Here is a 14,362-nt window from a genome sequence, read left to right on the forward strand (position 1 = left end):
AGCGTAAAAAGTGCGGCATCAGGATCGAATTAATCGATTGAATGAAGGTTGGAAATTGCTTCAACTCACCTTCAATTCATCGCCTAAACCAATGACATGAAAGCATTTCGCTAGAACTGCGCGGCAAATACAGACACCATAGCCCTCGACAGCCTCACACTCTGGAGCCCCTCAGCGTGGTGCAACACATCCCCGATCTTCCTCCCGAACTTCGTCCACTGGCTGAAATGCCGTGGTTCAAACGCTTGGCCGCGCGGTTCTTTGGCCATGGCCTGACGCGCCTGCGTGCGCAGCATCGCGCGTCGTGGTTGCATGGCCAGGCTGATGGTTTTCGCAGTGGTCACACCGCAGGCGTCGAGTACGGTTTTAATGAAGGCAAGCTCGAAGGCCTGGAAGAAGGGCGGCAAGTCCTGCTGATCCGCGACAGCCGCAGCACCGAACATCGTCCACCGAGTGTCGATAATCATTTGTTCGACGACTGGCGGCTGCCGCTGACCGCGGAACTCAAGAAACGCATCAAGGCTGACGTCGCCCGTTTGCTACCCGAGCACGCGCAGCCTAGCGCCGCGCAATGGAAGATGATTTTCAGCGACACTCCATCGACTTCAGTGGTGGCGGGCGCCGGCGCAGGCAAGTCAACCACGCTGGTCTTGCGCATTCTGTTACTGAACCACTATCTGGGTTTTGAACTCGATTCGCTCACCGTGGTGACGTTCACCCGCGAATCGCGCAAGGATTTCATCAATAAACTGATCGAGTTGTTCACGCTCTGGGGGCAGCCATTGGGCCTTAAGCAGGCGCGGGAACTGGTGCGCACGTTCCATTCGCGCATCCTGCCGATGGTGCGCAGCCTGCCGGGATTCGAACGTTTGCAGGCGTTTGAAAACCTCAGCCACCGCGTGCAGGGCAGTGATGAAGACGTCGACAGCAATCCGTTTGACCTGCGCATCAACGACGCCCAACGTCAGCAACTCAACGCCTGTTATCACCGCTTGTTCAACGAGGACGAGCGTTTCCGCCAGTTGATTCAGCCGTTGTCGCGCGCCGGCTTGCAACTCAAGGAGCTTGAGCGCGAGCATCCCGACGTGCAGAAGCGCATGGCCGTGACCGAACTGGCGGCCAAGCGTGATGAAGAATTGTGCGACGCCATTGAAGACCTGTGGTTGCGTGCCGGTGCCTGGCCGATCAAGGGCATCGAGCCCAAGCGCCAGACTTTCGACATCAATGGCTCGACATTCCACAGCCATGGCTATATCCCAAGTCTGAATGCCTGGGTGGTGCTCGGTTTTGATTCGCAGGAAAGCCCGCAAATCTGTCGCCTCAACGCCAAACTTTCAGTGCGCGCGGAGTGGGCTGTAAAACGCACCCTGTTTCAAGCTTTCTGTCGTAAACCATTGATATGGTTGGATTCTTACGAATCTTCCAAGCGCGTATTGGCGACGTTGGCAGGTGACGCGACTGCAGGGCCTGGCTTCGATTACAAGGTCAAAGGCGAGTTGGCGTCTGCGCCGTTACTCGACTGTTTTGTCGCTGCGGCAGGCTTTATCGAGAACCTGGGGCTGGACGTTCCGGACGCCGTCGGGCGAATGAGCTTTGCCAAGGACGATCCGGATCGGTTCTTCTTTGAAGCGCTGAGCCTGTTCTGGCGTGCGTTTGAAGATCATTTGCTGGACCAGAAGCCCCCCGTGATGACCTACAACCGAATGTTCGCGCTGTTCAGCGAACATTCGCCAGAGAACCTCAAGCTGATCAGCGATGAGTTGCTGCGGCCGATGTCGCATCTGATGATCGATGAATTTCAGGACGTATCGCCGCAGATCGTCTCGTGGATTCGCGCCAGCCTCACTGAAATTCGCAGTCGCGGTCCGGCCATGCATGTCGGCCGGGGCGCTCAGCGCTCGTCATTGCTTTGCGTGGGAGATGACTGGCAGTCGATTTACGGCTGGCGTGGCAGTTCGCCCAGTTACTTCATGGAATTCAACAAGGAATTCCCTTCGCCAAGCACCACGCGGGTGATGCTCAGCGACAACTACCGCAGCCATCAGCACATCATTGACGCCGCTGAGCATATCGTTCGCGCCGCACCGGCAATTGCTGGCAAAAAAGCCAAGGCCAGTGGCGAGCCGAAGCCTTTGCAGCCCGTCAAGGTACTGGAACGCGACGATCAGGCCTTGGGCGAGCGCCTTGCCGAGCACTATCGTCAGGGTGATTCAATCTTGATGCTGTATCGAAAAAGCAGCGATAAGCTATTGATTAAACAACATATTCAATCAGTAATTAATGTAGATTCGAGCTTGCCTTATGAGGCCCGCCGACTTAAGCAACTGACGTATCACAGTGCCAAGGGCCTGCAGGCCGATGCGGTGTTCCTGCTCGGCGATTGCCAGCACCTGACCAGCTCGCCGTACAAGAATCAGGTCTATCGCATGGCCGGCTTGGGCAAAAGTGGCGACAGCGAGCCGTACGACAGCGCACAAAAGGACGAAATCCTGCGCCTGGCGTACGTTGGCATTACCCGGGCGGTCAGCCATTGCTACTGGTACGTCGAGCCGCAGGAAAATCAGGCAGTGAACATGCCTCGGGCATCTGATCGTGTCGCTGCGGGCAAGGCATTTTTTGCCGATCACCGGCCAGCGAAGAAAATCGCCTAACCACAAAAAAGCCCGCATCGCTGCGGGTTTTTCGTTTTAAATCATGATGTTATGCATAACTCCTGAGCAACTCTGGAGGTACGAAAGCCTCCAGCTCATCCTCCACCGCCTCGATAATTCGCTCGACATCCGCCGCATTCATCACCGTGGCACACGGGATGCCGGCGATGGCGATCATGGTTTCGCCACTGGCGCGATCAAACAGTCGGGCGATCATGCTGCCCGGTGCATCCATCGTCGCCTCGAAACCCATGGGATGAAAATGCCAGCGCATCAGCTGGCAGGCGTTGGGGAACGTGACTTTGCTTGACCCTTTGTTCATGTGTTGCCCGCCTTCTTCATCGAGCGATTCCTTTTGCTCATGTTAGGTGGGAAGAGCCTTCATTGGCTCAACCGGTGACTGACATTAAAAGTAGCATCCGCGTGTGAATTTCCTGTGAGATTTTTCAGTTCATTTTGCGATTGCTTCGCATTTTTTGATGTAAGTCACGGCCTACGCAATCATCGCCAAAGTGCCACTACGGATTAGTCATTGAAGCCTGTGCCGAACTTGGGCAAGCTCGATTCTTTTTCGCCGAGCCTTTTATGCACGCCGACGACGACGGCCCGGAACAGACCCAGGCAACGGCCGCCACGGTCATGCGCTATCACCTGAGCTGGAAACACCGCGATCTGGACGCCGTGATGGCGCTGTATCACCCGGACATTCAATACAACGATTTCTTTCAGAATCGGGTGCTCGGCCTCGACGAGTTGCGCGAGTACGTGCGCGTCAGCATGCCGCGTGAATCCGACGAACTGCTTGAGCATTGCGACCGCATTCGCGTCGACGGCAGCACCGCGTTCATTCAATACGAAGTGACTCTGCGCGGTGGCGACGGCCTGGTGTCGTTTCGCTCCAGCGAAGCGATCACGGTCAAGGACGGGCTGATCTGGCGCGTCAACGAATACGCCTCACTGGTGCGCACGCAATCCAGTGGCGCCACCTCATCAAGCCAGCGCCCGGCGGTGAGTCGTCTGGGGTTGTCGCCCCGGCAATTGAGCTTCATGGCCGACGACTTGCAGCAGTACTTCGAAAAACAGCAGCCCTATCTGGACCCCGAACTCGACCTGCAACGGGTGGCGAAGGAGTGCGGGTACAGTCGCAATCAGATTTCCTACCTGCTCAACCAAGTGCTCGGGCAAAGCTTCTATCGCTACGTCAATCAGGCACGCCTGCAGCATTTGCTGCGTTCACTGGAACACGCCGCGCCGCCAGTGCGCATCGATGAACTGGCGTTCGCCGCCGGGTTCAATTCGCTGTCGGCGTTTTACAGTTGCTTCCGCCAATACACCGGGCAATCGCCGAAGGCTTACGCGAAACAAATTTCTTTGCGGACACGCGCGCAAGACTTGTCCTGAGGACAGCCACTAGGATCGACGCCATCGAAGGTTTTCAGTGGCGGAGTCTTGCATGCCGGCGTGGCGCACTATCAGTTTGTGGATGGATCAACTCGACGAGCCGCTGACCGCGCGGCCCGAGCTTGAGCGGGACCTGGATGTCGACGTGGCGATTATCGGCGCCGGGTACACCGGGTTGTGGACGGCCTACTACCTGAAGAAGCTGGCGCCAGGCCTGGACATCGCCATCGTCGAGGCGCAAACCGCCGGGTTTGGTGCGTCCGGCCGCAATGGCGGTTGGCTGATGGGCAATCTGCTCGGTGAAGATCGACTGCTGGCCGGTCTGTCGCCGCAACAGCGCCGCGCTTCATTCGACCTGCTGCACAGCATCCCTGATGAAGTAGAAGTTGTCCTCGAACGCGAAGGGATCGACTGCGATTTCCGCAAGGGCGGGGTGCTTTACTGCGCGGCACGCTACCCGGAGCAAGAGGCGACGTTGCGTGAATACCTGGCCAAGTTGCACAGCCAGGGCCTGACCGACAACGATTACCGCTGGCTCAGCCCTGAGCAACTCGCGCAGCAGATCCGTATTGCCAAACCCTACGGCGGCATCTTCGCGCCGCACGTGGCGACCATTCACCCGGCCAAACTGGTGCGCGGCCTGGCGCGTACCGTGCAGAACATGGGCGTGAAGATCTACGAGAACAGTCCGGTCACCCACTGGCAATCCGGCAGCTTGCGCACGGCCAAGGCCAGCGTGCGCAGCCGCTGGATCGTGCCGGCGGTGGAAGGCTATTCGGTAACGTTGCCGCCGCTGGGTCGCTATCAGTTGCCGGTGCAAAGCCTGATCGTCGCCACCGAACCGTTGTCCGCCGCCACCTGGGATGAAATCGGCCTCAATCGCGGCCAGGCCTTCAGCGAATTCAGCCGTCAGGTCACTTATGGCCAGCGCAGCGCCGACAACCGCCTGATCTTCGGCGCCCGTGGCGGTTATCAGTTCGCCGGCAAGTTGCGCCACAACTTTGATCTGACCCGCGATGAGGTCGAACTGCGGCGCTATCTGTTCGGCGAACTGTTCCCGCAACTGAAAAACGTGCAGATCACCCACGCCTGGGGCGGCAACCTCGGTATGTCGCGCCATTTCAAGCCGCACATGCTCTGCGATCGCGCCAATGGCATCGCGCTGTCCGGCGGTTATGGCGGGGAGGGCGTCGGCGCCAGCAACCTCGGCGGACGCACCTTGGCCGATCTGATTCTTGAGCGCGATACCGAACTGGTACATCAACCGTGGGTACTGCCGGACGGCGGCATTCATGCACTGCGCGCCTGGGAGCCGGAGCCGTGTCGCTGGCTCGGTTACAACGCAATCATCAAAAGCTTTGTCCATGAAGACCAGACCCTGGCCAACCCGGCGACGGCGCCATGGCGGCGCAAGCTCGCCAGCCAGGTCGCGGGTTTCATGGAAGGTTTCATGCACTAACGCCGTTCTCTTCAAAAGACAGGTCAGACCATGAGCATTACCCAGTTCAAAAACACCGCAACCCTCCAACTCGACGAATCCAACCCGGTCGCCGTGCCGCTCGGCGAGCCGGTCGCGATCGCCTCGACCACCAGCGTCGAGCGCGATGACGGCGTCGAAACCGGCGTCTGGGAATGCACCCCGGGGCGCTGGCGTCGGCAGATCACCGCGCAGGAGTTCTGCCATTTCATCTCCGGGCGCTGCACGTTCACCCCGGACGGTGGCGGCGAAACCCTGCACATACAAGGCGGCGACGCACTGATGTTGCCAGCCAACACGCTCGGTATCTGGGATATCCAGGAGACCGTGCGCAAGACCTACGTGCTGATTTTCTGATTATTTGATCCTTTGATTGCCTGCCAACAAAAAAACCTACACAGGAATCGATCCATGATCCGCAAAACCCTCGCTCTGGCACCGCTGATGCTCGCCGTTTCCCTCGCCCAAGCGGCGGAAACGGTCAAGGTTTACAACTGGTCCGATTACATCGCGCCGGACACCACCAAGAATTTCGAGAAGGACACCGGCTTCGGCGTCACCTATGACGTTTACGACAGCAACGAAACCCTCGACGGCAAGCTGATGACCGGCAAATCCGGTTACGACGTGGTGTTCCCGTCCAACCACTTCATGGCCCGGCAGATCCAGGGCGGGGCGCTGAAGAAGCTCGACAAGAGCCAGTTGCCGAACTGGAAGAATCTCAACCCGGTGTTGCTCAAGGCCTTGCAGGTCAATGATCCGAACAACGAACACGGTTTCCCGTACCTGTGGGGCAGCACCGGCATCGGCTACAACATTGCCAAGGTCAAAGCCGTACTGGGCGATGACGCGCCGGTGGATTCCTGGGACTTGATCTTCAAGCCCGAGAACATGGAAAAGCTGCAGAAGTGCGGGGTGGCGATCCTCGACAACGGTCCGGAATTGCTGCCGGCGGCGCTCAACTATCTGGGCTTGCCGCACCACAGCAAAAATCCCGAGGACTATAAGAAGGCCGAAGCGCTGCTGATGAAAGTGCGGCCGTACGTCAGCTACTTCCACTCCTCGAAATACACCAGCGACCTGGCCAACGGCGATATCTGCGTGGCAGTCGGTTTCTCCGGCGACATCCTGCAAGCGGAAAACCGCGCCAAGGAAGCCAAGAACGGTGTCGACATCGGTTACAACATTCCCAAGGAAGGTGCCGCCATCTGGTTCGACATGGTCGCCATGCCGGTCGACGCCCCGGACGAGAAGGCCGGTTACGCGTTCATGAACTACCTGCTGCGCCCGGACGTGATGGCCGGCATCAGCAACTACGTGCACTACGCCAACGGCAACGAACAGGCCGACAGCCTGATCGACCCGGCGATCAAGAACGACACCAAGGTGTACCCGAGCCCGGAAATGATGGGCAAATTGTTTGCGCTGGAGGCGATGCCGCTGAACATCGACCGCATCCGGACGCGGGTGTGGAACAAAATCCGCACTGGCAGCTGAGCATTCCCGGGTAGACCCTGAAACCCTGAAATTCTGAGACCCTGAAATTCTGAAATTCTGAGACCCTGAAATCATGAAATCCTGTAGGAGCTGACGAGTGAAACGAGGCTGCGATCTTTTGATCTTGAAATTTTAACATCAAAAGATCGCAGCCTCGTTTCACTCGTCAGCTCCTACAGTTTGGTTGTGTTTTTTAGGGTGCAGGCGTTGATATCAATACACTGGCACTGCACTGATCAAGTGCGGAAAAGTGAGACGCATCTAACAAAAAACAACTTACCGATATTTAATAATTAAATAGAAAATCGTCAGACAATTAGACGCAAGTCAGCAACTTCAAACAATCTTTCGGCGCCACACGCTTTGTTTACGGCAGTTTTACCAAACAGTTCAATTTGATCTCAAAAAAACGCTAGACGTCAGATTTCAAATTGTGTCAGGTTTCTGATGCCTTCATTGGGCGAGTGATAGGACGATCTCGCCAGGGATTGTCGCTATCGGACAAAAACTGTTCCATTGCTAAACAAGGAAGTGTGTTTATGTCGAAAGTTAAAGCTAATGCTATTGATACCGCCGAACAGGCTTTCCAGCTGTCCGCGGCGCCGCAACCTCTGGCCGCAGCCAGCTCGGCGTATAACCAGATCGATAGCTTCAGCCATCAATACGATCGTGGCGGCAACCTCACGGTCAATGGCAAACCCTCCTTCTCCGTCGACCAGGCCGCAACCCAGTTGCTGCGTGACGGCGCTGCCTATCAGGACAAGGATGGCAGCGGCAAGATCGAACTCACCTACACGTTCCTGACCTCGGCATCGTCCAGCACGATGAACAAGCACGGGATCAGCGGGTTCAGTCAGTTCAGTACTCAACAACAGACCCAGGCCAAGCTCGCCATGCAATCCTGGGCCGATGTGGCCAACGTGACCTTCACCGAGAAAGCCTCGGGCGGCGACGGCCACATGACCTTCGGCAACTACAGCGGCGGCCAGGATGGCGCGGCAGCGTTCGCCTATCTGCCGGGCACCGGCAACGGTTATGACGGTACCTCGTGGTACTTGATCAACAGTGGCTACACGCAAAACAAAAACCCGGATCTGAACAACTACGGTCGTCAGACCCTGACTCACGAGATCGGTCACAGCCTCGGCCTTGCTCACCCTGGCGACTACAACGCCGGTAATGGCAACCCGACTTACAACGACGCGTCCTACGGCCAGGACACCCGCGGCTACAGCGTCATGAGTTACTGGAGCGAAAGCAATACCAACCAGAACTTCAGCAAGGGCGGGGTGGAAGCCTATTCCTCCGGTCCGCTGATGGACGATATCGCTGCTATCCAGAAGCTCTACGGCGCCAACATGAACACCCGTACCGGTGACACCACCTACGGCTTCAACTCCAACGCCGGCCGCGATTTCCTCAGCGCCTCGTCGTCGAGCGACAAGCTGGTGTTCTCGGTCTGGGATGCGGGCGGCAAGGACACCTTCGACTTCTCGGGTTTCACCCAGAACCAGAAGATCAACCTCAACGAAGCCTCGTTCTCCGACGTTGGTGGTCTGGTGGGTAACGTCTCGATCGCCAAAGGCGTGACCATCGAGAACGCCATCGGCGGTTCGGGCAACGACCTGCTGATCGGCAACAACGTGTCGAACGAGCTCAAGGGCGGTGCCGGCAACGACATCCTCTACGGGGCTGGCGGTGCCGACAAGCTGTGGGGCGGCGCAGGTTCGGACACGTTCGTGTTCGCGGCCAGTTCCGACTCCAAGCCGGGTGCGATCGATCAGATCCTCGATTTCGTCAGCGGTCTGGACAAAATCGACCTGACCGGCATCACCAAGGGTGCGGGCCTGCACTTCGTCAGCGCCTTCACCGGTGCTGCGGGCGATGCAGTACTGACCTCGTCGGGCGGCAACAGCCTGTTGTCGGTGGACTTCTCCGGGCATGGCGTGGCTGACTTCGCTGTCAGCACCGTGGGCCAGGCGGCGACCAGCGACATCGTGGCGTGATGTAACAGTGGGAAGCGGCGCGTCATGCGCCGCTTTCTTCACTTGCGTCGGTTGAATCTGTAGGCAAGGCTACGCGCCGGAGCGAATATTCCCATGATCAATAAAGCTTTTACCTACAAGGCAATGGCGTGGCTTTCGGCGGCGTTCATCATGATTTCAGGAGCAACCAGCATGGCAAGCAGCCTCAGGCTCGAAGAACCTTCCGTATTGGCCGGACAATGGCAAGCAACGTTGTCCACGCGCGGCGAGGACCCTCAGGCGCAAAAACTGCAGGACAAACCTTCGAATACTTGCCTGGTCGAGTTGCAGGCCGACAAGGTGCTGGGCAAAGGTGCCGACTGCCTGGGCGCGTGGCTCGAAGAAGTGCCGATCGGCTGGTTTCCCGATCCTGACGGTCTGTCGATCACCGGCAAGGAAGGTTCAAGAATCCAGTTCTTCAGCCGACAACGTGATGGGCTTTATCTGACCACTTTGAAGTCGGGCCTGGTGATTACGCTCGAGCGCACGACGCCATAACGCTGATGACTGTGTTCGCGACAGGTTTTTAATATAAAGCGCCACAAGGTGGTTATAAGCAAAGCGCTCGACAACAACTGCACCGTAATAAACAGCGGAAGTTGTTATGAAAGTGTAAGCGGCCACTTGAACAGTAAGTCCCGGCGATGCGCCGATAATTAATTGAAGTCCCGCCAAAGATGGGCGGGATAACTCTTTCAGGAATAATCAATGAAGATGGCGAAGGCCCCAGCCACCGCTCCCTTATTCAAGGCATTGGGTGACTATAAAAGCATCCTGATCAGCGTTGGCTGTTTTACCGCACTGATTAACGTGCTGATGCTGGTGCCCTCCATCTATATGCTTCAGGTTTACGACCGCGTGTTGTCGTCACAGAACGAAACCACGCTGGTCATGCTGTCGCTGATGGTGGTCGGATTCTTTGCCTTCATCGGTCTGCTGGAGGTGATTCGCAGTTTTATCGTAATCCGCATCGGCAGCCAGTTGGAGCGGCGCTTCAACCTGCGGGTCTATCAGGCCGCGTTCGAGCGCAACCTGTTCAAGGGCGAGGGCAACGCCGGGCAATCGCTGGGCGACCTGACGCACATTCGCCAGTTCGTCACCGGCCCTGCGCTGTTCGCGTTCTTCGATGCGCCGTGGTTCCCGGTCTATCTGTTCGTCATCTACCTGTTCAACGTCTGGCTGGGCGTATTGGCCACCGCCGGCGCACTGCTGTTGATCGCTCTGGCGTGCCTCAATGAGTACATGACCAAAAAGCCGCTGGGCGATGCGGCCGGTTTTTCGCAGAAATCCAGCCAACTGGCCACCAGTCACCTGCACAACGCCGAAACCATTCAAGCGATGGGCATGCTTGGTTCGCTGCGCAAGCGCTGGTTTCAGGTGCATTCGCGCTTTCTCGGGCTGCAGAATCAGGCCAGCGACACCGGCGCGGTGATCAGCTCGCTGAGTAAAACCCTGCGACTGTGCCTGCAATCGCTGGTGCTGGGCCTGGGTGCGTTGTTGGTGATCAAGGGCGACATGACCGCTGGCATGATGATCGCCGGTTCCATTCTGATGGGACGAGTGCTGAGTCCGATCGATCAGTTGATCGCGGTGTGGAAGCAGTGGAGCGGGGCGAAGCTGGCTTATCGCCGTCTGGATGCGCTGCTGCAAGCCTTCCCGCCGAGCGACGAGGCCATGGCGCTGCCGGCGCCGAAAGGCCAGATCACGTTCGAACAAGTCAGCGCCGGCCCGCCGGGGCAGCGCGCAGCGACCTTGCACATGGTCAATTTCAATCTCGGCGCCGGTGAAGTGCTCGGCGTACTCGGCGCGTCCGGTTCGGGCAAATCGACCCTGGCCCGAGTGCTGGTCGGCGTCTGGCCAACCCTCGGCGGCATCGTGCGTCTGGACGGCGCCGACATTCACCGCTGGAACCGTGACCAGCTCGGCCCGTACATCGGCTACCTGCCACAAGACATTGAGCTGTTCAGCGGCAGCATTGCCGAGAACATCGCCCGTTTCAGCGAGGCCGATCCACAGAAAGTCGTGGCGGCTGCGCAACAGGCCGGCGTGCACGAGATGATCCTGCGACTGCCGCAAGGCTACGACACGCAATTGGGTGAAGACGGCAGCGGCTTGTCCGGTGGCCAGAAGCAGCGCGTGGCCCTGGCCCGGGCCATGTATGGCACGCCAAGCCTGGTGGTGCTGGATGAACCGAACTCCAACCTCGACACCGTCGGCGAAGCCGCGTTGGCCAGCGCCATTGCCGCGCTCAAGGCCCAGGGCACCACCGTGGTGCTGGTGACGCACCGTTCCTCGGTGCTGGCCCAGGCCGACAAGCTGCTGGTGCTCAACGACGGCCGTCTGCAAGCCTTTGGCCCAAGCCAGGATGTGCTCAAGGCACTGTCCGGCCAGCAAGAGCAACAGCGTGAAAAACCTGCACAAGCACCGGGCGGGCTCAGCATGAGCCGGCAGTATCAGCCCACGACAAGGAATTCGGGTGTATGAGCAGCGCCAGCATGAACACTGAAAACGAAGCGAACATGGAACACGCCTACCTCACCGAACGTCCGGAGCGCGATGCGAAGTTCTTCGCGCGCATGGGCTGGATTCTGGCCATCGTCGGCGCCGGCAGTTTTTTCACCTGGGCGGCTTTGGCGCCGCTCGATCAAGGTATCCCGGTGCAGGGCACCGTCGTTGTCTCGGGCAAACGCAAAGCCGTGCAATCGATGAGCAGCGGCGTGGTCAGCCGGATTCTGGTGCGCGAAGGCGAGATCGTGAAACAGGGCCAGCCGCTGTTCCGCCTCGACCAGACGCAAGTCGCCGCCGACGTGCAATCGCTGCAAGCCCAATACCGCATGGCCTGGGCGAGCCTGGCGCGCTGGCAGGCGGAACGTGACAATCTCAAGCAGGTGACCTTTCCGCCTGAGCTGAGCAACGATCCGGATCCGCGCCTGGCCCTCGTGCTCGAAGGCCAGCGCCAACTGTTCAGCAGCCGTCGCGAAGCGTTCTACCGTGAACAAGCAGCCTTGCGCGCCAGCATCGAGGGCGCCACCGCGCAACTGGCGGGCATGCGCCGTGCGCGCACCGACCTGAATGCGCAGGCCGACTCCCTGCAACAACAACTGAGCAACCTGCAACCGCTGGCCGACAACGGCTACATCCCGCGCAATCGCTTGATGGAATACCAGCGCCAACTGTCGCAAGTGCAGCAACAACTGGCCGAGAACACCGGTGAAAGCGGCCGCGTGGAGCAGGGCATCCTCGAATCGCGCCTGAAGCTGCAACAGCATGGCGAGGAATACCAGAAGGAAGTGCGTACGCAGCTGGCCGACGCCCAGCTGAAAAGCGTAACCCTGTCCGAGCAATTGACCTCTGCCGGTTTCGACCTGCAACACAGCGAGATCATGGCCACTGCCGACGGTGTTGCGGTCAATCTCGGCGTCCACACTGAAGGCGCCGTCGTGCGTCAGGGCGAAACCCTGCTGGAGATCGTGCCGCAAGGCACCACGCTGGAAGTGGAAGGGCACTTGCCGATCAACCTGATCGACAAGGTCGGCACGCACCTGCCCGTGGACATCCTGTTTACCGCGTTCAACCAGAGCAAAACACCGCGTGTACCGGGCGAAGTCAGCCTGATTTCCGCCGACCAGATGGTCGATGAGAAAACCGGCGTGCCGTATTACGTGTTGCGCAGCAGCGTCAGCGATCAGGCCATGGAGAAACTCAACGGTCTGGTGATCAAGCCCGGCATGCCTGCAGAAATGTTCGTGCGTACCGGCGAACGTTCACTCCTCAACTATCTGTTCAAACCGCTGCTCGACCGGGCAGGCTCCGCGTTGACCGAGGAATAAGGATGTTCGGCTGTATGAAAAAGCTTTCGATACTCGCGGCGGCAATGATGCTGCTCGCGAGTCACTCAGCAGTAGCGGCCCTTGGGCCGTTCGAGATTTACGAACAGGCGCTGCGCAATGACCCGGTGTTCCTCGGGGCGATCAAGGAGCGCGATGCCGGTCTGGAGAATCGCGCCATTGGCCGCGCCGGGTTGTTGCCAAAGCTTGGTTACACCTACAACAAGGGCCGTAACTCGTCAAAAGCGACTTCGCTGGACGAACGCGCGCGCAATCGTACCGACGATCGCAACTACAGCAGCTACGGCTCGGCGCTGACCCTGCAACAACCTTTGCTCGACTACGAAGCCTACGCGGCGTATCGCAAGGGCGTGGCGCAATCACTGTTCGCCGACGAGAACTTTCGTGGCAAAAGCCAGGAGTTGCTGGTACGCGTGCTGGACTACTACACCAAGGCTTTGTTTGCTCAGGATCAGATCGACATCGCCCAGGCAAAGAAAAAGGCCTACGAGCAACAATTTCAGCAAAACGAGCACATGTTCAAACAGGGCGAGGGCACCCGTACCGACATTCTTGAGGCGGAGTCGCGCTATGAATTGGCGACTGCCGAGGAGATCGAAGCGCGTAACGAGCAGGACGCCGCGTTGCGCGAACTGGGGGCACTGGTTGGCGTCCCGGCCGTAGACATTACCGATCTGGTGCCGCTGGATCAGAACTTCCAGACGTTTACCTTACAGCCCGCCAACTTCGACACCTGGCACGAGATGGCAATCAGCAATAACCCCAATCTCGCCTCGCAGCGCCAGGCCGTGGAAGTGGCGCGGTATGAAGTGGAACGCAATCGGGCCGGGCATCTGCCGAAAATCAACGCCTATGCCTCGATGCGGCAGAACGAATCGGAAAGCGGCAACACCTACAACCAGCGCTACGAAACCAACACGATTGGCCTCGAAGTCAGCGTGCCACTGTTCGCCGGTGGCGGGGTGTCGGCGTCGACCCGTCAGGCCAGCCGCAGCATGGAGCAGGCCGAGTACGAACTCGACGGCAAGACCCGCGAGACCTTGATTGAACTGCGTCGCCAGTTCAGCGCGTGTCTGTCGGGGGTGAATAAATTGCGCGCTTATCAAAAGGCACTGACGTCTGCCGAAGCGTTGGTGGTATCGACCAAGCAAAGCATTCTTGGCGGTGAACGGACCAATCTCGATGCGTTGAACGCCGAGCAACAACTGTTCACCACCCGGCGCGATCTGGCGCAGGCGCGGTACGACTATTTGATGGCCTGGACCAAATTGCATTACTACGCCGGCACCTTGAGCGAACAGGATCTGGCGCGGGTCGACGAAGCCTTTGGCCACGTCCCCGGTCACCGCGCCAATTGATGGTTTTGCGCAGACCTGTGGCGAGGGGATTTATCCCCGTTCGGCTGCGCAGCAGTCGCACATTCATGCGGCGCGGTTATTTCTGGGAGACCGCCGGGGGGCGCTT

At 58.7% G+C, this 14,362-nt stretch carries 11 protein-coding genes; 10 read left to right on the plus strand and 1 reads right to left on the minus strand.

Features of this window, described 5'->3' with window-relative positions; genetic code table 11:
* Positions 1 to 176: 176 nt before the first annotated feature.
* Positions 177 to 2,651, plus strand: coding sequence for a UvrD-helicase domain-containing protein (locus PMI37_RS25380; protein ID WP_008086493.1), 2,475 nt, complete (start codon positions 177 to 179; stop codon positions 2,649 to 2,651).
* Positions 2,652 to 2,700: 49 nt separating this feature from the next.
* On the opposite strand, the gene PMI37_RS25385 is transcribed toward PMI37_RS25380, so the two are convergent.
* Complete coding sequence (locus PMI37_RS25385; protein ID WP_008086496.1) at positions 2,701 to 2,973, minus strand: DUF1652 domain-containing protein; 273 nt, start codon at positions 2,971 to 2,973, stop codon at positions 2,701 to 2,703.
* Between the two features lie 263 nt (positions 2,974 to 3,236).
* Between PMI37_RS25385 and PMI37_RS25390 the strand changes: the two genes are divergently transcribed.
* The 9 genes from PMI37_RS25390 to PMI37_RS25430 all read left to right on the plus strand — a co-directional run bounded on the left by PMI37_RS25390 (position 3,237) and on the right by PMI37_RS25430 (position 14,256).
* On the plus strand, positions 3,237 to 4,052 hold the full coding sequence (locus tag PMI37_RS25390; RefSeq protein ID WP_008086498.1) for a helix-turn-helix transcriptional regulator: 816 nt from the start codon (positions 3,237 to 3,239) through the stop codon (positions 4,050 to 4,052).
* A 52-nt stretch (positions 4,053 to 4,104) separates the two neighbouring features.
* Entirely contained in the window at positions 4,105 to 5,511 is a 1,407-nt protein-coding gene (locus PMI37_RS25395) for an NAD(P)/FAD-dependent oxidoreductase (RefSeq protein ID WP_008086501.1), read from the plus strand.
* A gap of 30 nt (positions 5,512 to 5,541) precedes the next feature.
* Positions 5,542 to 5,886 (plus strand): cupin domain-containing protein, encoded by a 345-nt coding sequence (locus tag PMI37_RS25400; RefSeq protein WP_008086502.1) that lies wholly within the window; start codon positions 5,542 to 5,544, stop codon positions 5,884 to 5,886.
* Positions 5,887 to 5,940: 54 nt separating this feature from the next.
* On the plus strand, positions 5,941 to 7,026 hold the full coding sequence (locus tag PMI37_RS25405) for a polyamine ABC transporter substrate-binding protein (RefSeq protein WP_008086505.1): 1,086 nt from the start codon (positions 5,941 to 5,943) through the stop codon (positions 7,024 to 7,026).
* 539 nt (positions 7,027 to 7,565) lie between these two features.
* Positions 7,566 to 9,032, plus strand: coding sequence for a serralysin family metalloprotease (locus PMI37_RS25410; RefSeq protein WP_008086507.1), 1,467 nt, complete (start codon positions 7,566 to 7,568; stop codon positions 9,030 to 9,032).
* Between the two features lie 93 nt (positions 9,033 to 9,125).
* Positions 9,126 to 9,548 carry an AprI/Inh family metalloprotease inhibitor gene (locus PMI37_RS25415; protein ID WP_157173116.1) on the plus strand — a complete coding sequence of 141 codons (423 nt, stop codon included), beginning with the start codon at positions 9,126 to 9,128 and terminating at the stop codon, positions 9,546 to 9,548.
* A 210-nt stretch (positions 9,549 to 9,758) separates the two neighbouring features.
* Positions 9,759 to 11,534 (plus strand): type I secretion system permease/ATPase, encoded by a 1,776-nt coding sequence (locus tag PMI37_RS25420; protein WP_008086511.1) that lies wholly within the window; start codon positions 9,759 to 9,761, stop codon positions 11,532 to 11,534.
* Positions 11,531 to 12,880: an HlyD family type I secretion periplasmic adaptor subunit gene (locus PMI37_RS25425; protein ID WP_008086513.1), complete on the plus strand. Its 1,350-nt coding sequence runs from the start codon at positions 11,531 to 11,533 to the stop codon at positions 12,878 to 12,880. Before PMI37_RS25420 ends, PMI37_RS25425 begins: the two co-directional genes overlap by 4 nt.
* Before the next feature lie 2 nt (positions 12,881 to 12,882).
* Entirely contained in the window at positions 12,883 to 14,256 is a 1,374-nt protein-coding gene (locus PMI37_RS25430; protein WP_008086515.1) for a TolC family outer membrane protein, read from the plus strand.
* Positions 14,257 to 14,362: the final 106 nt, after the last annotated feature.

This window comes from Pseudomonas sp. GM80, from assembly GCF_000282515.1.
Taxonomy (GTDB): Bacteria; Pseudomonadota; Gammaproteobacteria; order Pseudomonadales; family Pseudomonadaceae; genus Aquipseudomonas.